Origin of the sequence: Vulgatibacter sp. (genome assembly GCF_041687135.1) — a bacterium.
Lineage (GTDB): Bacteria > Myxococcota > Myxococcia > Myxococcales > Vulgatibacteraceae > JAWLCN01.
Genome location: NZ_JAWLCN010000001.1, coordinates 586,777 through 608,292 on the forward strand (window position 1 = coordinate 586,777; position 21,516 = coordinate 608,292).

The window sequence follows — 21,516 nt, forward strand, 5'->3', positions numbered from 1 at the left end:
AGCGCCGGCAGCAACGAGAAGAGCCGCCCGACCAGGAGTCGAGCGGTTCTTCTTCGACCACCCGTGCCTTCGCTTCAGAAGGAGCCGGTGAGCTGCAGGTAGGCGAAGGCGGGATCCGGCGACTTGCCGTCCGCTGCGGTGTCGTCGAGGAAGTCGCCGGCGAAGAGCTGCGAGTAGCCGAGCAGCGCGCCGAAGCCCTTCGTGATGTTCCAGTTGAGAGTGAGGTCGAGCTCGGTGCCGACGTTGCTCGCGTCGCTCTCCATCGCCGCCGCGCGGTCACGCAGGGGCAGACCGCTGGCCCGGTAGAAGGTGTCCTCCGTCTCGGTGCGGCCGAGGAGGTGGACGGTGGCCTGGAAGGCCACCGGCGCCACCGGGCTGAAGCCCGCGCCGAAGTAGATGTCCTGCAGGTTCTTCCACGAGGCCAGGTCGATCAGGCCGTATTTGTCGTGGTTGGTGGGGTAGAGGTTCTCGAAGGTCCCCCACTTCTCGTCGCCAGCGTCGCTGTCGCCCGAGGCCATGTCGTAGCCGACGAGGAGCTTCGGTGCGGTGGCCACCGCGAAGGTGTAGTCGGCTGCTGCGTGGAGGGCGAAGGCGGCGACGTCGAGGTCGCCGCGGTTGCCGGTCTGCCAGGCGAACTCGCCGTTGAGGTGGAGCCCCTGCACGGGCCTCGCGTCGACGCGCACGCCGGGGGTGTAGATCTGCAGGTCCTCGCCGCCGGGGAAGCGGTCGGCATCCAGGGCGCCGTCGTCGTCGCTGTCGATCCTGCCGCCGCGGTCGTAGAGGCCGAAGACATAGGCGTCGACTGTGAGGAGCGGGGTGGCGCTCCAGCTGCCGTAGAGGCCGGCGAAATCGTCGCCGGGCGTCCGGGCGAAGTCGTTCCAGGGATCGGCGTGGAGGCGGGTGTAGAAGGCGTCGAAGCGGAAGTCGCCGACGTTCGCCTTCGCCAGCACGCCGTCGAAGGCGCGGCCCACGTTGTCCCAGCCGAGGGGACCGACGAGGCGCTGGTCGCCGTAGGCGAGCTCCATCCTGCCGACGCGCAGCGCGACCGGAACCCCCTCGACGTCGTGGATCTCGACCCAGCCCTGGCGCAGCGCGATGTTGTTCAGGCTGGAGGTGGTGGTGAGCTCCTGGCCGAAGAGGCGGGCGTCCTGGAGCTGGGCGTAGAAGGAGAGGTTCTCGGTGGGTCTGGCGTCGATGCCGAGGCGGGTGCGGAGCAGGAGGCGCTCCCCGTCCTGCCAGCTCCTGGCACCGGTGCGCACGGCGCCCGAATCGAGGTCGAGCTCGGAGAGCCCCTCGCCGCGGGCGCGCACCTCGCCGTGCACTTCGATCGGCGGCGGGGCAGGGGGCGGTGTCGTCTCGACGGGGGCGGTGGCTGCAAGCAATGCGAGAAGAGGCGTCATTTGGCGGACCTCCGGGTCCCTTGGTTCGACACCCCGCGGATAGGGCCCTGCGCCTGCTGAGCAAGCGCAGGCAGCGGCGCCAAGGCTTTGGACAGCGGGGCATAAGGCAGATTTCACGAGATCCCGGACCCGGAACGCCTTGACGAAGGTGGGGGGCGAGCGTAGGTGCCACCAAAGGCCGCGCGCCCAACGCGCGCCACCGGAGGGAACCCCACGTGAACGATCGCTTCCTCCGCGCCTGCAGGCGCGAGCCCGTCGACACCACGCCGATCTGGATCATGCGCCAGGCGGGCCGCTACCTCCCCCAGTACCGGGCGGTCCGCGGCAAGACCACCTTCCTCGGCCTCTGCAAGACGCCGGAGCTCGCGGCGGAAGTGACGGTCCAGCCCATCGACTTCCTCGACGTCGACGCAGCGATCCTCTTCTCGGACATCCTCATCCCCGTCGAGGCGATGGGCGTCCCCCTCGAATTCCACGAGAACGAGGGGCCGGTGCTGCCGCAGCCGGTCAAGACCGCTGCCGACGTGCAGAAGCTCGACGTCTTCGATCCCACCGACCGCACCCCCTTCACCCTCGAGGCGATCCGCCAGACGGTGCAGGCGCTGCACGGCAGGGTGCCGCTCATCGGCTTCGCCGGCGCGCCCTTCACCCTCGCGGCCTACATGGTCGAGGGCGGCGGCTCGAAGAGCTGGCTCGGCGTGAAGCGGATGATGCGGCAGGAGCCGCAGCTCGCCCACCAGCTCTTCGGCAAGATCACCGAGACCATCGCCCAGTACCTGCTGGCGCAGGTGGAGGCGGGCTGCAAGGCGGTGCAGATCTTCGATTCGTGGGGCGGCGAGCTCGGCCCAGAGGATTTCGAGATCTGGACGCTGCCCTACGTGCAGCGGATCGTGCAGGCGGTGAAGGCGAAGCACCCCGAGGTGCCGGTGATCTACTTCGGCACCGGGATGAGCACGCTGCTCACCCGGATGAAGAAGACCGGCGCCGACGTGATCGGCCTCGACTGGCGGATCGAGATCGACGTCGCGAGGAGCATCCTCGGCGACGACGTGGCGGTGCAGGGCAACCTCGATCCCACCGCGCTCTTCCTCCCGAAGGAGGAGATCACCCGGCGCGTCGAGGAGATCATCCGCCGCAACGGCGGCAAGAACGGCCACATCTTCAACCTCGGCCACGGGATCACCCCGCCGACCGATCCGGAGATGGCAAGGCACCTCGTCTCCGAGGTGCACCGGCTCGGGCGTCGGAGCTAGCGTGCGGGTTGCGATCGTCGGCGGCGGCATCTCGGGGCTCGCGCTCGCGGAGCGCCTCGCAGCGGAGGGCGCAGAGCCCATCGTCCTCGAGGCGGACGATCGCATCGGCGGCAAGGTCGGCTCCTTCCGCAAGGACGGCTTTCTCCTCGAGGCCGGGCCCAACGGCTTCCTCGACAAGGAGCCGAAGACGCTGGAGCTGGCCGATCGCCTCGGCCTCGGCGGCGCGCTCCACCGCGCCGACCGGGCGGCGGAGCGGCGCTGGATCCACCTGCGCGGCGGCCTGCGCGAGGTGCCGACGAAGCCGCCGGCCTTCCTCGCCTCCGACCTCCTGCCCTGGTCGGCGAAGCTCCGCATCGCCGGCGAACTCTTCACGCCGCGCAAGCCCGCGGGCAAGGACGAGTCGATCGCCGAATTCGGCAGGCGCCACCTCGGGCGCCGCGCCACCAGCGATCTGCTCGGCGCCATGGTCCTCGGGATCTACGGCGGCGACGTGGAGAAGCTCTCGCTCCAGAGCTGCTTTCCGCGGATGGCGCAGCTCGAGGCGGAGCACCGCTCGCTCCTCCTCGCGATGATCCGGATCCAGCGGGAGAGGCGGAAGGCGCTGGGGCCCGCAGGGCCGGTCCCCGCCAACGCCGGCGGTCCCTCGGGGCCCTCCGGCACGCTCACTTCCTGCGAGGGCGGCCTCGGCGGCTACGTGGGCAGGCTGGCGGAGCGGCTCGGCGACGTGGTCCACACCGGCACCGCCGTCGATCGGCTCGAGCGTGCAGGCGGCAGGTGGCGGCTCCACACCAGCAAGCGGGGCGAGGGCGCCGAGCTCGAGGTGGACGCGGTGGCGCTGGCCACGCCGGCGGACGTCACCGGCAGGCTGGTGGCGCCGCTCGATGCCTCGCTCGCCGAGCTGGCACAGGCGATCCCCTACGTGCCGATGGCGGTGGTCCATCTCGCCTGGCCGAAGGAGCGGATCCGCCACCCGCTCGACGGCTTCGGCTTCCTGATCCCGCCGGGCGAGGGGAAGCGGATCCTCGGGGCCATCTTCATCTCCACGCTCTTTCCCTGGCGGGCGCCGCCGGGGCAGGCGCTCTTCACCGTGATGGTCGGCGGCGCGGTGCGGCCCGAGCTCGCCCTGGGCTCCGAGGCGAGCATCGGCCAGCTCGCCCGGGAGGAGCTGGCGGCCATCGTCGGCGCCGCCGGGGATCCCTCGCTCCTCGAGGTGGTGCGCTGGGAGCGGGCGATCCCGCAGTACCACGTGGGCCACGAGGCGAAGCGGCAGGCGGCGGAAGGCCGCGTGGCGCAGCACCCCGGCCTCTTCCTCGCCGGCAACGCGTGGAAGGGGATCGGCTTCAACGACTGCATCGCCGCTGCGCCGGAGCTCACGGCGCGCATCCTCGGCGATCAGCGGGTCGGCGCGCTGTCGGTGAGCTCGTAGCCGGCCAGGTGCCCCGCCATCGCGCCGAGGGCCACTGCCGTGCCCTGCGCTTCCGTGCCCGCAGTGAGCAGGCCGAGGGTGAGGCCGCCCGCGACGCCGCCGAGGAGGCTGGCGATGAAGTTGCCGTTGCCGCCGGCGAGGTGGCCGCCCAGGGTGGTGCCGGTGGCGCCGCCGAGCACGGCGCCGATGAGCGCGCCCATGCCGACGTTATCCATGCAATCGAAGCCATCGTCACGCCCGCACGTCGAGCTGCCCACGGCGGCGCCGACGGCCATGCCGGCGAAACCGACGGTGAGCGCGCCACCCGCCTCGGCGGCGAGGCGCACCGCCGTGTGGGGGCGATCCGGCGGCAAATCCTCCGCGACCTCATTGCTGCCTGCAGGCACCCAGGCACCTTCCGCGGAGGCGGGCGCCGCGCGCTGCTGCAGCACCGGCATCTCGAACGAGAGCCCGTCGGCCAGCGTCGGCGGTGCCGTGGTGAGCGAAAGGGCGAGCAGCGGCAAGGAGAGCGTCGGCATTGTGAAAGCATACGTCACGCCCGACCCCGGGGGCGACCGCCTACGCGGGGTAGGCGCAGGGCGCCTCGTCGGAGATCTCGTAGCCGATGACGGTGCCGACGAGTCCGTCAACCAGTCCGGCCAGAACACCGATGCGTTCCGTGCAGCTTTCCGCCGACACCCCTTGTCGGGTAGGCTGCGGGGCAAGTTCGGGTGGGGGAGTCGGTAAACCGTGCCACGCATTCTCGTCGTCGACGACACACGGTCCGCACAGGAAGAGCTCGTGCGCCTCCTGGCAGGCGCGGGTCACCAGACCGACGCGGTCGGAGACGGCCTCGCTGCCGTCAAGGCGGCGCGTTCCGAGCCCTTCGATCTGGTGGTGCTCGACCTCGTCCTGCCCGGCCTCGACGGCCTGCAGGTGCTGCGGATGATCAAGCAGCACGCCTCCGAGGACGACCACCTGCCGGTGCTCCTCACCTCGGTGCGCGGCGACGTGGCCTCCCGGGTCGAGGGCCTGCGCCTCGGCGCCGACGATTTCCTCGCCAGGCCCTTCGACGGGCAGGAGCTGCTCGCCCGCGTCGACGGGCTCCTCCGGATCAAGGCGATGCACGATCGCATCGCCGGGGCAAAGCGCGAGCTGGAGCGCCTCTCCTCCACCGACAGCCTCACCGGCCTCTACAACCACCGCTTCCTCGAGCGGCGGCTCCGCGAGGAATTCCTCCGGGCGCAGCGCTACCGCAACGAGCTCGCGCTGGCGGTGATCGATCTCGATCACTTCAAGCAGGTGAACGACGGCTACGGCCACCTCGCCGGCGACGAGGTCCTCCGCGAGTTTGCGCAGCTGTTGCGGGAGGAGGTCCGCGAGACCGACTTCATCGCGCGCTACGGCGGCGAGGAGTTCGTGATGCTCCTGCCCGAGACGGCGCTCGACGGCGCGGCGGCGGTGCTGCGCCGGGTGCAGGAGGAGATGGCGGGCCGCCGTTTCGGCGCGCCCTACGCCTCGCTCCAGGTGACCTGCAGCGCCGGGATCGCGCTCTTTCCTGGCGCGGGGATCCAGAGCCCCGAGGAGCTGCTGCGCTGCGCCGACAACGCGCTCTACGAGGCGAAGCGCACGGGCCGCAACCGCTTCTGCTGCTACGGCATGGCTTCCTGAGGCTCGATGGCGCGGATTGCGCCGTTGGCCCCGTCGGCAACGTAGATCGTGCCGTCCGCTCCCAGGGCGAGCCCGAGCGGTAGCGGCAGCGACGCATCGAACGCGGCGCCGTCCACCAGCCCCGAGCGGCCGGAGCCGGCGAAGGTCCCCACCTCCGTCGTGGCTGCGCTGGCTCCCGGCACCACGCGGCGGATCCGGTAGTTGGTCGGTTCCGAGAGGAGGAGCGCCTCGCCGTCCCAGAGGAGTCCTGCCTGCGGCGCGAGGAGGGCCACCGTTCCCGGCCCGTCGAGCCAGCCGACCCTGCCGCCGGCCAGCGTGGTCACCTGCCGATCGACACCGCGGGCGACGGACACCAGCTTCGCGTTGCCGCTCGCCACCGCGTAGATCGTCCCGTCCTCCCGCGCCGCCACCGCGGTGGGATAGCTGAAGCGCGCGGTGAGCGCGGGGCCGTCCACGTCGCCGCCCACCGTGCCCGCCACCGTGCGCACCTGCCACGAGCCGCGCTCGATGGCGCGGATCCGGTGGTTGCCCGCATCGGCGACGAGGATGTCGCTGGTCAGCGGATCGATGGCGAGACCCATCGGCAGGAAGAAGCGCGCCTCGTCGCCGGCGCCGTCGGCGCTGCCGCGCTGGCCCATCGATCCGGCGACGGTGATCACCGTGCGCTGCGGATCGTTCAGGATCTTCCGGATGCAGTGGTTGTAGGTGTCGGCGACGATCACGTCACCGTTCTCGTCGGCGATCACCGCGGTGGGCGAGAAGAAGCGCGCTTGCGCGCCGGGTACGCCGTCGTAGGCCGGGTTGTTGGAGAGCTGGCCGTCGCCGGCGAGCACGCTCACCCTTCGCTGCGGCGCCGGCCCCACGTGGAGGATCCGGTGCTGCCGCGGCTCCGCCACGGCGAGGCTGCCGTCGGGGAGCTCCACCACCGAGGAGGGGGCCTCGAGGCCCGTCACCACCGTCCGCACCGCTGCGGCGAAGGGGCCTTCCGGATCGGCTTCTTCGGGAAGCGGCCCCTCACCCACGCCCCGCGGCACCGGGATCCCCAGCGCCCGCTCGATCACGTTGGCGGTCATCCGCTCCACCCGCGGATCGGCGAGGCCGGGCTTGCCCAGCCCGTGGGCCCACTCGATCGTTCCGCTCGAGAAGACCAGCGCGCCCGAGGGCGCCTCGTACCAGCCCGTCTCGGAGAGGCCGGGTTTTCCCTCCGCGTCGAGGGTGGGGGAGCGCGCGAGCACGGTGAAGCCCTGCGGCGTGGCGCCGTTGTCGAAGGTGCGGTCGTATTCGTAGCCGACGAGCCGCTGGAGCACGTCGCCGTCCCGGAGCCCCGTCCCCTCGAAGAGGAAGGCGTCGGCGTCGCCGACGACGAAGGGCGCGCTCAGCAGCGACCACGACTCGTACATCACGCCGAGGAGCCCGTTCTCCGGCCGGTCGACCTCGGGATCGCGGAAGCGGGCGGTGACGTCGTGCTGCACGGGGTCGTCGCCGCTTCGGCCCTTGTAGCAGACCATCACCCGCGGGTTGTTCGGCGCAGCGAATTCCTCGAAGCGCACCTTCCAATAGGCGGTGTTGGCGCTGAAGAAGAGCAGGTCGGTGCCGCGGTCGCGGGCGATCTCGACCGCGTCGCGCATCTCGCCGGACCAGTACTCGTCGTGCCCCACCGAGAGATAGGCGCCGCGGCGCCCGAGGAGCGAGGGGCCCCGGGCGTGGAGATCGAGGTTGGTGGCGTAGGTCACGTCGTAGCCATGGCGCTCGAGGAAGCGCGCCATGTGCACCTCGTAGCGCAAGAGCTGCCCGGTGCCCTGATCGCCGTCGTAGGGCCGGTCGAAGCCGACGTGGGTGGCGCGGCCCAGCGGCAGCGTCCCGGTCGCGTCGGCGTAGAGCGAGGTGCCGCCCCAGGTGTTGTAGGCCTGGTAGGTGGTGACCGCCGCCTGGAAGAGCAGATCCGCCCGGCGGTCGTCGGTGATCACCAGGGGGATGAAGCGGGTGTAGCCATCGTCCCGCTCCATCCGGATCGCGTAGAGCCCCGAGACCCACGCCTGCTGCACGGTGAAGGAGAAGGCCGTCTCCCAATCGCAGCGCACCAGCCCCGTGGTCGCGTCGGGGGGGCAGGGGGGCTGCGGCTCCACCTCCACCGGTCCGCCTTCCGCCACCAGCCTGGCGCCGTCGCCGCCGTACCAGCCGAAGCGGTAGAGCCGCCAGCTCGCGGTGCGGGCCGCGCTCGCGTGGAGCTTCACCTCCACCACGTCGCCGGCCTCGGCGGTGGCCCTGCTGGCGTAGCCCTCGATCTGCCGGTTCCAGGCGTCGTAGGTGTCGTCCCACGTGGGATCGCCCGGCAGCGCGTTCTCCTCGGGGATCGGGTTGTGGCGCACCGGCGATCCCCGCGGGGGATCGACCGCCGGCAGGGCGGGCGGCGCCGGTGGCCGGACCTCGGGCCGCACCAGCGGCGGGTCCGACGGCGCCTGCTGCAGCGGCGGGGAATCGACCAGCTTCGGATCGCTGCAGGCTGCGAGCAGCGCGAGAACGAGTGCGGGCAGCTGTGGGCGCATCGGCCCCAAGCTGCGTCCGGGGGGCTTGCACGACAAGCGCTGCGCTGCCTTTGCACGCGCGTCGTGCAGCGACTATTCGTCCTGCCCCTCGCGGATCTTTTCCCGCAGGTGGCGGAGGCGCTCGCCGATCTGCCGCTCCAGCCCCTGATCCGAAGGCTCGTAGTAGGTCCGGCCCAGGAGTTTCTCGGGCAGGTATTGCTCGGCGACGTGGTGGCCGGGGTAGTCGTGCGGGTAGCGGTAGCCCTTGCCGTAGCCGAGCCCCTTCATCAGCCCGGTGGGCGCGTTGCGGATGTGCATCGGCACCGGCAGCGGGCCGTGGGCGTTCACGTCTGCCTTCGCGGCCCCGTAGGCCTTGTAGCTCGCGTTCGATTTGGGGGCGGAGGCGAGGTAGCAGATCGCCATCGAGATCGGGATCCAGCCCTCGGGCCAGCCCACGAATTCGAAGGCCTGCCTGCAATCGTTGGCGACGGTGAGGGCTCTCGGGTCGGCGAGCCCCACGTCCTCCGCCGCGAAGATCACCATGCGCCGGATCACGAAGCGGGGATCCTCGCCTGCCTCGAGCATGCGCGCCGCGTAGTAGAGCGCCGCGTCGGGATCGCTGCCCCGCATCGATTTGATGAAGGCGGAGACGACGTCGTAGTGCTGCTCGCCTGCCTTGTCGTAGAGGAGCGAGCGCCGCGCGATCGCCTCCTCCGCGTCGGCGAGGGTGAGCTTGCGATCGGGCCGCGCCGCAGCGGAGGCAGCGGCGACCTCGAGGGCGGAGAGGGCCCGGCGCGCGTCGCCGAAGGCCGCCTGCGCGAGGTGGCGGATCGCCTCGGGCTCTTCCTCGAGGTGCAGCGTGCCGAGGCCGCGGGACTCGTCGCGGAGCGCGCGTTCGAGGAGCTCGTGCAGATCGTCCTCGTTGAGCGCCTGGAGCACGTAGACCCGGGCCCGGGAGAGGAGCGCCGAGTTCAGGGCGAAGGAGGGGTTCTCGGTGGTGGCGCCGATCAAGGTCACCGTGCCCCGCTCGACGTGCGGGAGGAACGCGTCCTGCTGCGCCTTGTTGAAGCGGTGGATCTCGTCGACGAAGAGCAGCGTGCGGCCGCCACCCCGGCGCCTGCGCTCCTGCGCCTCGGCGATGATCGCACGCACGTCGGCGACGCCGCCGAGCACGGCGCTGAAGGGAACGAAGGCGCTCTTCGTCGCCTCGGCGATCACCCGCGCCAGCGTGGTCTTCCCGCTTCCCGGCGGGCCCCAGAGGATCATCGAGGGGACCTCGTCCCGCTCGATCGCCCGGCGCAGGAGGTGGCCCTCGCCGATGAGGTGCTTCTGCCCGACGATCTCGTCGAGGCCGGTGGGGCGCATCCGCTCGGCGAGGGGCGCTGCCGGCTCGGTCCCCGCCGGGCCAGGCGCCGGCATCGTGCCCTTGCGGGGCGGGCGTCGCCCGCCACCGCCGCCGCCCCCACCACCGGCGCCGCCGGAGAGATCGCGCTGATCACTGCTCATGCGTCGCATCTTACCGCGCGTGCTACCATCCGGCGCCATGCCCGAGCGTCACCAGCGCGTGGGGATCATCCCGCGCAAGAGCCATCCCGCCGCCCTCGAAGCCGCCCGCCAGCTCTGTTCCTGGCTCGGCGCACGGGGGCGCGAGGTCTATCTCGAGGACTCGATCGAAGGCGACTATGCCGGGACGCGCCTGGGCGCAGCCGAGCTGCGGCAGACGATCGACTTCCTCGTGGTCCTCGGCGGAGACGGAACGTTGATCCACGCGGCCTCGGTCCTCGCCGGCAAACCGATCCCGATCTTCGGCGTCAACATGGGCTCCCTCGGCTTCATGACCGAGATCCCGGTGAGCGAGATGCTCCCGGCCCTCGAGGAGGCCCTCGAGGGACGCTACGCGGTGAGCGAGCGGATGAAGCTCGACGCGGCGCTCTACCGCGGCGACGGGCCGCCGCTGGTGCGGCAGCAGGTGCTGAACGACGTGGTGATCAGCAAGGGCGCGCTGGCCCGGATCGCCGATCTCGACGTCAGCTTCGACGGCAAGCCGGTCACCCTCTACAAGGCCGACGGGATCATCGTCGCCACCCCGACCGGCTCCACCGCCTACTCGCTCTCCGCCGGCGGGCCGATCCTCTACCCCTCCCTCGACGCCGTGGTGCTGGCGCCGATCTGCCCCCACACCCTGACCCAGCGGCCGATCGTGGTGCCGCCGGACCGGGCCATCGGGATCGTCCTCCAGTCGGACAACGGCGAGGTCTTCCTCACCCTCGACGGCCAGTCGGGCCTCGCGATGGAGCGGGGGGACCGGGTCGAGGTGGTGCGCTCCGCGGACCGGGTGCTCCTCGTCAACAACCCGCGCCTCGACTACTTCTCGATCCTCCGGGCCAAGCTGCGCTGGGGGCTGCGCTGACCGGGCAACGGGAGATCACAGGTCCGCCGGGGCGCCTTTTCGCCAATGTCAGACCCCTCTGCTAAGACGCAGATCATCCGTTCAGGTGAACGGTTGAGCAGAGGAGGCTTCCGATGCTGGCTGCGTTGCGAATCGAATCCCTGGCAATCCTCTCGTCCCTCGAGGTCCGCTTCGACCGGGGCTTGAACGTCCTCACCGGCGAGACCGGCGCCGGCAAATCGATGCTGGTGGACGCCCTGGCGCTGCTCCTCGGCGGGAGGGCCGACCCCGGCGCGATCCGGGCCGGCTGCGACGAGGCGGTGGTGGAGGGGCTCTTCGTGGGGACGGGCCTGGGGGAGCGGGCCGCTGCCCACGGCCTCCCCGCCGAGGGCGACGAGCTCCTCGTCCGCCGCACCATCTCCCGGAACGGCAGGAGCCGGGTCCACGTCAACGGCGCCCTGGCCACGGTCTCGCTCCTCGGCGGGCTCACCCGCGGGCTGGTCGATCTCTGCGGCCAGCACGAGCACATCTCGCTGCTCAAGCGGGAGCGGCACCTGGAGCTCCTCGACGGTTATGCGGGGATCGAGGCGGCGCGCCTCGCCTACGAGCGCCGCTACGCCGAGCTCCTCCGGCTGATCCGCGAGCGGGACGAGCTCCTCGCCGCGGCGCAGGAGCGGATCCGGCGCAGGGAGTGGCTCGAATTCCAGCTCAAGGAGCTGGACGAGGTGGCGCCGGAGGCGGGGGAGGACGAGCGGCTCGCAGAGGAGCGGCGGCTCCTCGCCTCCACCGAGCGGCTCCGGGAAGTGGCGGCCTCGGTGGAGAACGCGATCTACGCGGGGGAGGGCGCCGCTGCCGATCTGGTGGCGAGCGCGCTCCGGCGCCTCGAGGAGGCGGCGCGCCTCGACGAGCGGCTCACCGCGCCGGTGCAGCTCCTCGGATCGGCACGGGCGGAGCTGGACGAGGCGGGGCGGGTGCTGGGGCGCTACGCCTCGGGGCTCGGCGGCGACCCCGCCCGGCTGGCCGAGATCGACGAGCGGCTCGAGAGCCTGCGGCGCGTGGCCCGCAAGCATGGCGGCAGCCTCGCCGCAGCGCGGGAGCGCCAGGCCGAGATGCGGGGGGAGCTCGAGCGGCTCGGCGGCGAGGAGAGCCGCGCCGGATCCCTCGACGAGACGATCGAGCGGCTGGGCCGGGAGGTCCGCGCCGACGCGGCCCGGCTCTCGGCGGAGCGCCGCGCCGCTGCCGGTCGCTTCGGCGCGGCGGTGGGGGAGGAGCTGGTGCGGCTCGGCCTCGGCAAGGCCTCCCTCGGCGTCGGCTTCTCTCCAGCGGAGGGGATCGTCCTCGACGAGGAGCAGGTCGGGCCCCGGGGCCTCGAGGAGGCGGAATTCTTCTTCTCCGCCAACGCAGGGGAGGAGGAGCGGCCGCTGGTCCGGGCCGCGAGCGGCGGCGAGCTCTCCCGGGTCCTCCTCGCCCTGAAGCGTGTCCTCTCCCACGCCGATCCCGTGGGGATCTGGGTCTTCGACGAGGTCGACGCCGGGATCAGCGGCGCCACCGGTCTGGTGGTGGGGCAGATGCTCCGGCAGATCGCACGGGAGCGGCAGGTGCTCTGCGTCACCCACCTGCCCCAGGTGGCGGCCCATGCAGACGTGCACCTCCACGTCTCCAAGGAGGTGGTGGGCGAGCGGACCCACGGGAAGGTCGAGGTGCTCGGCGACGGCGAGGCCCGGCAGCGGAGCCTCGCGCGGATGCTCTCCGGGAGCGAGGAGCGGCCGGCAGCCCTCGCCGCTGCGGCGGAGCTCCTCGAGACCGTGCGCGAACGTCCTACACGCAGGCGCCGCCGTGCTGCATGAAAGCCGAAATACTCCACGGCGGTGCCCGCGCGGTACGGCATACTGTCTTGCCGCCGCAGCGCATTTGCAGCTAGGTTCCCGCCGTTTTGCGGGCCCGGTGCGCGAGCGCGAGAGAGAGGGCCGGACGGAGCGCATGAGGATTCGGTGCGTTGGACAGACCGACGTCGGCAGGCGGCGCGAGCGCAACGAAGATGCGTTCCTGATCGACGAATCCCTCGGGCTCTTCGTCGTCGCCGACGGCATGGGCGGCCACGCCGGCGGGGACATCGCCTCTCGTCTCGCGGTGGAGACGGTGGGATCGGTGCTGCGCGAGGCAGCCGCCGATCCCAGCGGCCCCTTCGCGGCGGAGGCGCCGCTGCCCGAGTCGCCGCTGCCGGATCTCCTCCGCAGCGCCGTGGAGAAGGGCTGCGCGGCGATCTTCCGGCGGGCGCAGGAAGAGCCGGAGCTCTCCGGCATGGGGACCACCGTCACCGCGCTGCTGCTGCGGGAGGCCGACGCCTTCTTCGCCCACGTGGGCGACAGCAGGGCCTACCTGGTGCGCGCCGACCTGATCCAGCAGATCTCCGAGGACCACTCCTTCGTCCACGAGCAGGTGAAGGCCGGGGTGATCACCGCCGAAGAGGCGCGTTACTCGCGGTTCAAGAACATCATCACCCGCTCGGTGGGCTTCGAGGAGCAGGTCCTGGTCGACCTGATGGGCCTCGTCGCCGAGCCCGGTGACGTCTTCGTCCTCTGCTCCGACGGCCTCGCCAACCTGGTCGAGGATCACGAGATCCACGACCTCGCCAGGGAGAAACCCCTCGAGGATCTCCCGGCGGCGCTCGTCGATCTCGCCAACGAGCGGGGCGGCGACGACAACATCACCGTCGTCGCGGTCCGCCTCGAGAGCTGATCCCACCCGGAGCTGTCGCCCCGAGCTGCCAGAGGGCCGTGTGCAATCGAGGTGCGCCCGTGTGCGCCGAGGGCGCACTTCCAGTTGCCTTTCGGGGCGGATCGGGCGGCTTTCAAGTTGACGTCCAACATTTGGCTCGCCTAGCGTCCATCCCTTCGCCCGCCTGGCCGGTTGGCGGCAGCGCCCGGTGCCTAGATTGTCCACCGGGACTGCCGCTGCTGGACGAGGCCGGGGGCGACGAAGGAAGCGGAGGACGCTTGGCAAACCGCACGTACACGTTGATGGTGATCCCGGACCGGGACTCGCACACCCGCAGGTACCGGGTGCAGACGCGCTGGCTGGTCCGCGGCGGTGTTGCCCTGGGGCTGGTGCTGCTCGCCCTCGCCGGGGCCGGGATCCACTACGCGAGTGTTCTCGACCGGCTCGGTGAGAACCGGCTGCTCCGCGACGAGAACACCCAGCTCCGGACCCAGCTCCGGCTGGTGCAGGAGAAGATCGTCCACATCGACGAGACCCTCGACCGCGTGGAGCGCTTCGACCAGAAGCTGCGCGCGATCACCGCCCTCGACGATACCGAGCGCGGCCTTCCCATCGGCCCGGTGGACGGTCCGCAGGGCGAGGAGGAGCCAGGGGCGGAGCAGGCCGGCATCGGCGGCAACGAGCCCGACGAGGCGATCGACGATCGCCTCGAGTCGCTGGTGGAGGAGGCGGCGCGCAACGAGCGCAGCCTGGCCGAGCTCCATCGCTACTTCGAGGACCAGCGCAGCCTCCTCGCCTCCACCCCGTCGGTGTGGCCCGCCCGTGGCTGGGTCACCTCGGATTTCGGCCTCCGGGTCGATCCCTATACGGCGGAGCGGGTGATGCACCGGGGGATGGACATCGCCAACCGGCCGGGTACGCCGGTAATCGCGCCCGCCGACGGCGTGGTGGTCTATGCCGGCGTGGAGGGGGGCTACGGCAAGGTCCTCGTCGTCGACCACGGCTACGGCGTGAAGACCCGCTACGGCCACCTCGCCGATTTCGCCGTCCGGCTGGGCGAGCGGGTGAAGCGCGGGCAGAAGCTCGGCGGCGTGGGCAATACCGGGCGCTCGACCGGCCCCCACCTCCACTACGAGGTCCGGGTCAACGGCATCCCCGAGAACCCCCGCAAATTCCTCCTCGAGTAGCGGGCGAGCGCCGGCCCGGAAATCCCCGGGCCTCCACCGCCGTTCTACGCTGCAAGGCTGCAAGACCTTTGCGGGCCCCGCGGAAAGCCTCCGTGGGGCCCGTTCGATCGAAATGGCGGTCCACTCGCCGGGGGACTTTTCAATTTCGGTCTGTTACTAGTTCGCGGTTCGACGCAGCGCTGCCGCTGTGGCCTCCGCACCCGGGAAAACCCAGATGTTCGACTCCATCGTCAAGAAGTTCATCGGGACCAAGAACCAGCGCGAGCTGAACAAGCTCAAGCCGCTGGTGGCCCGCGTCAACGAGCTCGAGCCACGGATGAAGGCCCTCAAGGACGAGGACTTCGCCACGCAGACCGCCGCGTGGAAGCAGGAGGTGGCCAACGGCCGCGCCCTCGACGACCTCCTCCCGGAGGCCTTCGCCGCCTGCCGCGAGGCGGCGTTCCGCGTCCTCGGCCAGCGCCACTTCGACGTGCAGCTCATCGGCGGCATGGTCCTCCACTCCGGCCGCATCGCCGAGATGCGCACCGGTGAAGGCAAGACCCTCACCGCGACGCTCCCCTCCTACCTGAACGCGCTCGAGAACCGCGGCGTCCACGTCGTCACCGTGAACGACTACCTGGCCCGCCGCGACTCGGAGTGGATGGGCCGCGTCCACCACTTCCTCGGCCTGCAGGTCGGCTGCGTGCTCCACGGTCTCACCGACGCCCAGCGCCAGGCCGCCTACGGCTCGGACATCACCTACGGCCAGAACAACGAGTTCGGCTTCGATTACCTCCGCGACAACATGAAGTTCCGGCTCTCGCAGTACGTGCAGCGCGAGCTCAACTTCGCCATCGTCGACGAGGTGGACTCGATCCTCATCGACGAGGCCCGCACCCCGCTGATCATCTCCGGTCCCTCCGACGAGGCCACCGACCTCTACGGCAAGATCGACCGGGTGATCCCGGGCCTGGTCCGCGACACCGACTACACCATCGACGAGAAGGCCCGGTCGGTGATGCTCACCGACGACGGCATCGAGAAGCTCGAGAGCCGCCTCGCCATCCCGAACCTCTACGATCCCTCCGAGATCGAGACCCTCCACCACATCGAGCAGGCCCTGCGCGCCCACACGCTCTACCGGCGCGACAAGGACTACGTGGTGAAGGACGGCGAGGTGCAGATCGTCGACGAGTTCACCGGCCGCCTGATGCCGGGCCGCCGCTGGTCCGACGGCCTCCACCAGGCGATCGAGGCCAAGGAAGGTGTGAAGATCGAGGCCGAGAACCAGACCCTCGCCACGATCTCCTTCCAGAACTACTTCCGCATGTACACGAAGCTGTCCGGCATGACCGGTACGGCAGATACGGAAGCGCCCGAGTTCGCCTCGACCTACAACCTCGACGTGGTGGTGATCCCCACCAACCGGCCGATCCTCCGCAAGGACGAGGAGGACGTGGTCTACAAGACCGAGCGCGAGAAGTTCAACGCGGTGGCCGAATACATCGGCGAGCTGAACACGAAGGGCCAGCCGGTCCTCGTCGGCACCGTCTCCATCGCCAAGAGCGAGGCGCTCTCCACGCTGCTGAAGAAGCGCGGCGTGCCCCACGAGGTCCTCAACGCCAAGCAGCACGAGCGCGAGGCGAACATCGTCGCGCAGGCGGGCTCGCGGGGCGCGGTCACCATCGCCACCAACATGGCGGGCCGCGGTACCGACATCATCCTCGGCGGCAACGCCGAGGCCCGCGCGATGCAGGAACTCGGCCCCGCGCCGATCCTCCTGGTCAACGAGGACGGCACCCCCGGCGAGACCCCCGAGGAATTCGCCGCCCGGCAGGCTGCCTACGACGCGCGCAAGATCGAGCTCACGAAGAAGTACGAGGAGGAGGTCGCCCGGGAGCGCGACGAGGTGAAGCAGGCCGGTGGTCTCTTCATCCTCGGCACCGAGCGCCACGAGAGCCGCCGCATCGACAACCAGCTCCGTGGCCGCGCCGGCCGCCAGGGCGATCCCGGCGGCAGCCGCTTCTTCCTCTCGCTCGAAGACGATCTGATGCGGATCTTCGCCAGCGATCGCATCTCGCGGATCATGGAAACCCTCGGCATGAAGGAGGGCGAACAGATCGAGCACAAGTGGCTCACGCGGTCGATCGAGAGCGCGCAGAAGCGGGTCGAAGGCCACCACTTCGACGCCCGCAAGAACCTGCTCGAGTACGACAACGTGATGAACCAGCAGCGCAAGACGATCTACCGGATGCGCCGGGAGGTCCTCGCCTGCGGTGCCGATCGTCCGCTCGTGGAGTTCGACGAGGATCCGAAGACCAAGAAGAAGACCCGCATCGAGAAGGTCTTCTCCTGGGAGGATCAGCAGGAGCGCGTCCTCGACTTCTTCGAGGAGGTGATCCTCAACCTCGCCGGCACCCACCTCCCGGAGAAGGGTGACCAGGACTACGAGGGGATGAGGGAAGGGGTGCGCGAGCAGTTCGGCATCGACTTCGAGATCGCCCCCGGCACCCCGCGCGCCGAGATCGAGGAGAAGCTCTTCGAGGCGGTGGAGCAGACCTGGAAGCAGAAGGAAGAGCACCTCGGGATGGACACCGACGGTGTCCCGGTCCTCCGGAAGTTCGAGCAGTGGCTCTCGCTCCAGGCGATCGACACCCTCTGGAAGGACCACCTCCTCCAGATGGATCACCTGCGCCAGGGCATCGGCCTTCGCGGCTACGGCCAGAAGGATCCGAAGGCCGAGTACAAGAAGGAAGGCTTCAACTACTTCCAGCAGATGATCTACCGGATCAAGGAGCAGGTCACCCGTGAGCTCTTCCGGATCCAGGTGGTGAGCAAGGAGGAGCGCGAGCGCCAGGAGGCTGCAGCCCGCGCCGCCGCCGACCTCGAACGGAAGATCGCCGAGCAGCGCAAGCGCCAGCGGATGGTGGAGAGCCACGCCGACGTAGCCACCGCCAACGCCGGCAGCGGCACCCAGCCCACGCCGAGCCAGGCGCAGGCCGCTTCCGCAGCCGCCTCGGCGCCGCAGCCCCAGACGCCGGTGACGCGCGAGGGCCCCAAGGTCGGTCGCAACGACCCCTGCCCCTGCGGCTCGGGCAAGAAGTTCAAGAAGTGCCACGGCGCCAGCGAGGAAGCCGGCGCCTGATCGCGCTGCCTTCCCGGCGCTGAAGCGAGAAAGCCCCCGTTGCCAGCTGGCAGCGGGGGCTTTCTCTTTGGCGCTTCGGGTCGGTCAGGGCTGCAGCGGCAGCCGCCAGACGCCGGCCTGGTACGAGGCGACGAGGAACTCGCCGTCGGTCGCGATCAGCTCGTAGAGATCGGCCTCGAACTCGCTGGTCTCGGCGCTGCGCTGCGCCCAGGTGGCGCCGCCGTCGGCGGAGGCCCAGATCCCCTCGTCCGCTGCGACGGCGCCCGGTCGGTCGAGGAGGACGAGCAGCTCGTCGCCCACCTCGATCAGCGAGGCGGCCACCGACGGCCTCCACGGCGGGCCGTCGCTCCCAGGCTCCGCGGGAGGCGTCTCGAGGAGCGGCGCCGGCGCACCGGCCAGCGGCTCCCAGGTAGCGCCGCCGTCCGCGGAGGCGTAGAGTCCCGGCGCGATCCCGCCCATCTCGAAGAGCGCCACCAGCCGATCGCCGTGCTCCACCACCGCCCGCAGCGTCGCCGGGAAGCTGCCCTGCTGCAGCTCGATCCGCGGCGAACCGAGCGGGCCCTCCCAGATCCCGTTGGCGCCCACCGAGCGGAAGAGGCCCGAGCGCACCGAGGTGAAGAGGGTGCCGCCTGCGGCGAAGACGCCGTTGCACGGCTCGTAGAGCTGCTCCATCAGGTTCGCGCCGGCCGTGGGCAGCCCCTGCCGCGCGGCACGCCAGGTCGCCCCGCCGTCGACGGAGTGGAGGATCCCGACGCTGGTCGATTCGTTGGCCCCCTCGGATCCCTCGACCCGCTCGAGGCCGCCGGTGCAATACCAGAGGCCGGTATCGTCGGCATGGAGCCCGACCACGTTGCGGGGCTGGTTGCCGGCGGTGCCGTTGTAGTGCGGCATGCCGGAGGCCAGCGGCGTCCAGCTCCTGCAGCCGTCGCCGGAGCGCCACATGCCGAAGTGGGCGGTGCCGATCCAGAGCTGCCCCTCGTGGAGTTCGAGGGTGCCGAGGCCGTCGTAGCCGATCTTCTCGCCGGGGTTCTCGACGGGCTTCGGGCAGACCTCCCAGGTGCGTCCGCCGTCGTCGCTGCGCTGGATCATGGTGCCGTCGACGATCGCCCAGGTGCTCGCGCCGTCGCTCACCATCGACCACGCGCTCCCGCGCACCGGCCCCTGCGCGTGCACCTCGAAGGCGCCGCTCGCCTCGTTCCAGCGCTCGAGCACGCCGCTGTCGGTGGTGCGGAAGACGCCGTCGGGGCCGATCGAGGCGGCCCTGGTGACGAAGCCGTTGCGCAACCCCGGGTCGAAGAGATCCCACGAGCCGTCGGGGTTGCGGAGCCTGGTGGCGCCGCCGCCGGAGTTGAGGAAGAAGAGCCCCTCCGGCGCCATCCCCAGCCAGGACTTCGAGAGGGCGGGGACCTGGAGGAAGGTGCCGTCGTCCCAGCTGGCGCCGCCGTCGTGGCTCACCCAGGCGTTGGGAAGGATCTGGTTGCCGGTGCTCTCCTCGCTGAAGCCGAAGAGCGAGCCCCGCCACTCGAGGAGCGGCTGCCGGCCGATTCGCACCGGCGGCACGAGCTCCTCCCAGCTCCTGCCGCCGTCGCTGGAGAGGAGGGTGGCGCCGTGGACGTCGACGCCGGAGATGGTCTCCTCGCCAGGGACCAGCGAGGTCAGCTGGACGTCGAGCTCCTCCCAGGCGATCGCGTCGGGGCTGTAGCGGACCGCTGGGCCCTGCTCGCCCTGGTAGAGGATCCAGACCTCGCTGCCACGGGCCTGGATCGTCGAGGCGAGGATCGGCTCGGTGGTCCAGCTCTCCCCCCAATTCCGCGACGAGAAGACGACGCCACCGGCGTTGCGGACGAAGAGGGTGTTGCCGGCGATCACCACCTGGTCCTGGCGCAGCGAGGGCAGCGCCGCCGACGGGGTCCAGGTGGCGCCGCCGTCCTGCGAGACGAGGACGTGGGTGTAGCCGGAGACGGCGATGCGCTCGCCGCTCACCGCCATCGCGATGGCGAAGCCGAAGCTGCCGGGGCCGGTGGGCGCCTCCCACGCAGCAGGGGCGGGCTTCACGACGCAGCTGCCGGCGCTGCAGATCGCCGCGCCTTCGCAATCGGCGTCGGCGGTGCAGGCCTGCGGCTCGGGATCCGGTCGCTGGCTGCCGGGGGGAGCGGCTTCGCTGCCACAGGCGGCGGCTGCCCAGCAGAGCAGGGGGAGCAGGAGATTGCGCTTCACGGCTGCACCTCGATCGTCCAAGAGAAGGTCGCCTCGCCCTCGAGGCCGACCCGGTCGGTTGCGGTCACGGTCACCGAGCGGGGGCCCGGGGCGACGTCCTCGAGCTCCCACGGCGAGCTGCACGGCGCCGGATCCTGCAGATCGAGCGCGCAGGTGAAGGTGCAAGGCTCGCCCTCGCAGGCGAACTCGAACGAAGCGGAGGTGGCGGTGGTGACCTCCCCGGGCGTTGCGTCGAAGCGCACCGCCGGCGCGGTGTCGTCCACGGTGAAGGGGACGGCGAAGGGCGCGCTGGCATTGCCGACCCAGTCGGTGGCGATCACCTCGAAGAGATGGGGGCCCTCGGCGAGGCCGGCGAGGAGCACAGGCGACTCGCAGAGCGCGAAGGGCGATCCGTCGAGGCTGCAGGAGAGCGGGCAGATCCGCTGCTCGTCGCAGGCGAAGGCGATGGTGGTCGCGGGCTCGCGGAAGGCGGCGGGGGGAAGCTGCTCGAAGATCACGCCGGGTGGCGTGAGGTCGATCTCCCATTGCCAGCGGTGGCGTCGCTCGTTGCCGATGGCGTCGATCGCCTTGATCCAGAGGACCCACTCTCCCTCGCCGAGCTCGCCGAAGGTGTGGGGCGAGGTGCAGGGCTCGTAGAGCTCCTCGTCGCCGAGGGCGCAGAAGGTCTGGCAGCCCTCCTCGAGGCAGACGAACTCCCACACCGGCGCGGGATCGTTGCTGAAGAGGCCGGGCCCCCCGCGGCGCTCCACCTCCGGGCCGGCGGTGTCGATCGTCCAGCTGTAGGTCGCCGGCTCGCTGGTGCTGCCGTCGAGGATCGCACGGACCTGGAAATGGGCCTGGCCGTCCGTGTTGCCGACCACGTGCGGCGAGGTGCACGGCAGCCAGCGATCCCCCACGTCGCCGCATTCGAAGCGCGCCCCCGGCACGCTCGAGAAGCGGAAGGTGGCGCTGGAGCTGTTCGACGGATCGGGCGGAACCTCGTCGAGGGAGATCGGCGGCGCCTCCAGCTCGACCGACCAGACGTGGATCGCCGGCTCGCCCGGATTGCCAGCGGCGTCGGTGGCGCGGACGCGGAGCTGGTGCTGTCCCTGATCGAGGGCCTGGGTGCGGAAGGGCGAGGTGCAGTCGGCGTAGACGCCTCCGTCGAGGCCGCAGGCGAAGGTGCACGGCGCCTCGTCGCAGGCGAAGTCGAAGCGTGCCTCCCGCTCCGGGCCGTTGGCGGGCGGTGCGGCGAGGAAGGTGACGGCAGGGCCCTGCACGTCGTTGGCGAGGACCACCGGCTCGCTCCGTCCGGCGGTGGTCTCGGCGACGAGCCAGATGCGTTCGTGGCGGTTGTCGCCGATCTCGAGCGGCGCGAAGCCGCCGTCCGCTGCCGCGGTGGTCGTGGCGACCGGCGCGGCGAGGGCCGCTTCGCCAAAGACGACGACGTGGCTGCTCGGGGGCACCGCACCCGGCAGGCCACGGAGCCGATCGGCGCTGCCGGGGGCGCGGGCTTCGACGACGATTCGCGTGGCGTCCACCACCACCGCATGCGCCTGCCCGCCGCCGCGCGCCGCCTCCCCGCATCCCGCGGCGCCGAGCGCCAGGCCCACGACCGCCAGCAAGAATGTTCCGATTCGCATTCGCC

14 protein-coding genes are annotated in these 21,516 nt (G+C 71.1%); 8 read left to right on the forward strand and 6 right to left on the reverse strand.

Annotation, left to right across the window (positions count from 1 at the left end):
• Positions 1-74: 74 nt before the first annotated feature.
• Complete coding sequence (locus tag ACESMR_RS02720; RefSeq protein WP_373044835.1) at positions 75-1,400, reverse strand: alginate export family protein; 1,326 nt, start codon at positions 1,398-1,400, stop codon at positions 75-77.
• A gap of 215 nt (positions 1,401-1,615) precedes the next feature.
• On the opposite strand from ACESMR_RS02720, the gene hemE reads away from it, so the two are divergent.
• Positions 1,616-2,653: a uroporphyrinogen decarboxylase gene (gene hemE, locus ACESMR_RS02725; RefSeq protein ID WP_373044837.1), complete on the forward strand. Its 1,038-nt coding sequence runs from the start codon at positions 1,616-1,618 to the stop codon at positions 2,651-2,653.
• Between the two features lies 1 nt (position 2,654).
• Positions 2,655-4,079 carry a protoporphyrinogen oxidase gene (gene hemG / locus ACESMR_RS02730; RefSeq protein ID WP_373044838.1) on the forward strand — a complete coding sequence of 475 codons (1,425 nt, stop codon included), beginning with the start codon at positions 2,655-2,657 and terminating at the stop codon, positions 4,077-4,079.
• On the opposite strand, the gene ACESMR_RS02735 is transcribed toward hemG, so the two are convergent.
• Positions 4,046-4,597, reverse strand: a complete 552-nt coding sequence (locus tag ACESMR_RS02735; protein ID WP_373044839.1) for a hypothetical protein — start codon at positions 4,595-4,597, stop codon at positions 4,046-4,048. The two genes, hemG and ACESMR_RS02735, sit on opposite strands and share 34 nt — an antisense overlap.
• Positions 4,598-4,808: 211 nt before the next feature.
• On the opposite strand from ACESMR_RS02735, the gene ACESMR_RS02740 reads away from it, so the two are divergent.
• On the forward strand, positions 4,809-5,729 hold the full coding sequence (locus ACESMR_RS02740; protein ID WP_373044841.1) for a diguanylate cyclase: 921 nt from the start codon (positions 4,809-4,811) through the stop codon (positions 5,727-5,729).
• Here the strand turns inward: ACESMR_RS02740 and ACESMR_RS02745 are convergent.
• Both ACESMR_RS02745 and ACESMR_RS02750 read right to left on the reverse strand, forming a co-directional pair.
• Positions 5,711-8,275 (reverse strand): N,N-dimethylformamidase beta subunit family domain-containing protein, encoded by a 2,565-nt coding sequence (locus ACESMR_RS02745; protein ID WP_373044842.1) that lies wholly within the window; start codon positions 8,273-8,275, stop codon positions 5,711-5,713. The two genes, ACESMR_RS02740 and ACESMR_RS02745, sit on opposite strands and share 19 nt — an antisense overlap.
• A gap of 72 nt (positions 8,276-8,347) precedes the next feature.
• On the reverse strand, positions 8,348-9,673 hold the full coding sequence (locus ACESMR_RS02750) for a replication-associated recombination protein A (protein WP_373045216.1): 1,326 nt from the start codon (positions 9,671-9,673) through the stop codon (positions 8,348-8,350).
• Between the two features lie 124 nt (positions 9,674-9,797).
• On the opposite strand from ACESMR_RS02750, the gene ACESMR_RS02755 reads away from it, so the two are divergent.
• From ACESMR_RS02755 to secA, 5 genes are all read left to right on the forward strand, one after another.
• The gene (locus tag ACESMR_RS02755) at positions 9,798-10,664 is read left to right on the forward strand and encodes an NAD(+)/NADH kinase (protein ID WP_373044844.1); all 867 of its coding nucleotides are present in this window, start codon (positions 9,798-9,800) and stop codon (positions 10,662-10,664) included.
• 113 nt (positions 10,665-10,777) lie between these two features.
• A complete protein-coding gene (gene recN, locus ACESMR_RS02760) occupies positions 10,778-12,490 on the forward strand; it encodes a DNA repair protein RecN (RefSeq protein ID WP_373044845.1) in 1,713 nt (570 codons plus the stop codon).
• Positions 12,491-12,623: 133 nt separating this feature from the next.
• Positions 12,624-13,382 (forward strand): Stp1/IreP family PP2C-type Ser/Thr phosphatase, encoded by a 759-nt coding sequence (locus ACESMR_RS02765; RefSeq protein WP_373044848.1) that lies wholly within the window; start codon positions 12,624-12,626, stop codon positions 13,380-13,382.
• Positions 13,383-13,639: 257 nt separating this feature from the next.
• Positions 13,640-14,548, forward strand: a complete 909-nt coding sequence (locus tag ACESMR_RS02770; RefSeq protein WP_373044850.1) for a M23 family metallopeptidase — start codon at positions 13,640-13,642, stop codon at positions 14,546-14,548.
• A gap of 214 nt (positions 14,549-14,762) precedes the next feature.
• Positions 14,763-17,672, forward strand: coding sequence for a preprotein translocase subunit SecA (gene secA, locus ACESMR_RS02775; protein WP_373044852.1), 2,910 nt, complete (start codon positions 14,763-14,765; stop codon positions 17,670-17,672).
• Positions 17,673-17,756: 84 nt separating this feature from the next.
• Here secA and ACESMR_RS02780 read toward each other — a convergent pair whose 3' ends face one another.
• Together ACESMR_RS02780 and ACESMR_RS02785 are read right to left on the reverse strand one after the other, a co-directional pair.
• Positions 17,757-19,889, reverse strand: a complete 2,133-nt coding sequence (locus ACESMR_RS02780; protein WP_373044853.1) for a WD40/YVTN/BNR-like repeat-containing protein — start codon at positions 19,887-19,889, stop codon at positions 17,757-17,759.
• A complete protein-coding gene (locus ACESMR_RS02785; RefSeq protein WP_373044854.1) occupies positions 19,886-21,511 on the reverse strand; it encodes a hypothetical protein in 1,626 nt (541 codons plus the stop codon). The genes ACESMR_RS02780 and ACESMR_RS02785 overlap by 4 nt, the downstream gene beginning before the upstream one ends.
• Between the last annotated feature and the right edge of the window lie 5 nt (positions 21,512-21,516).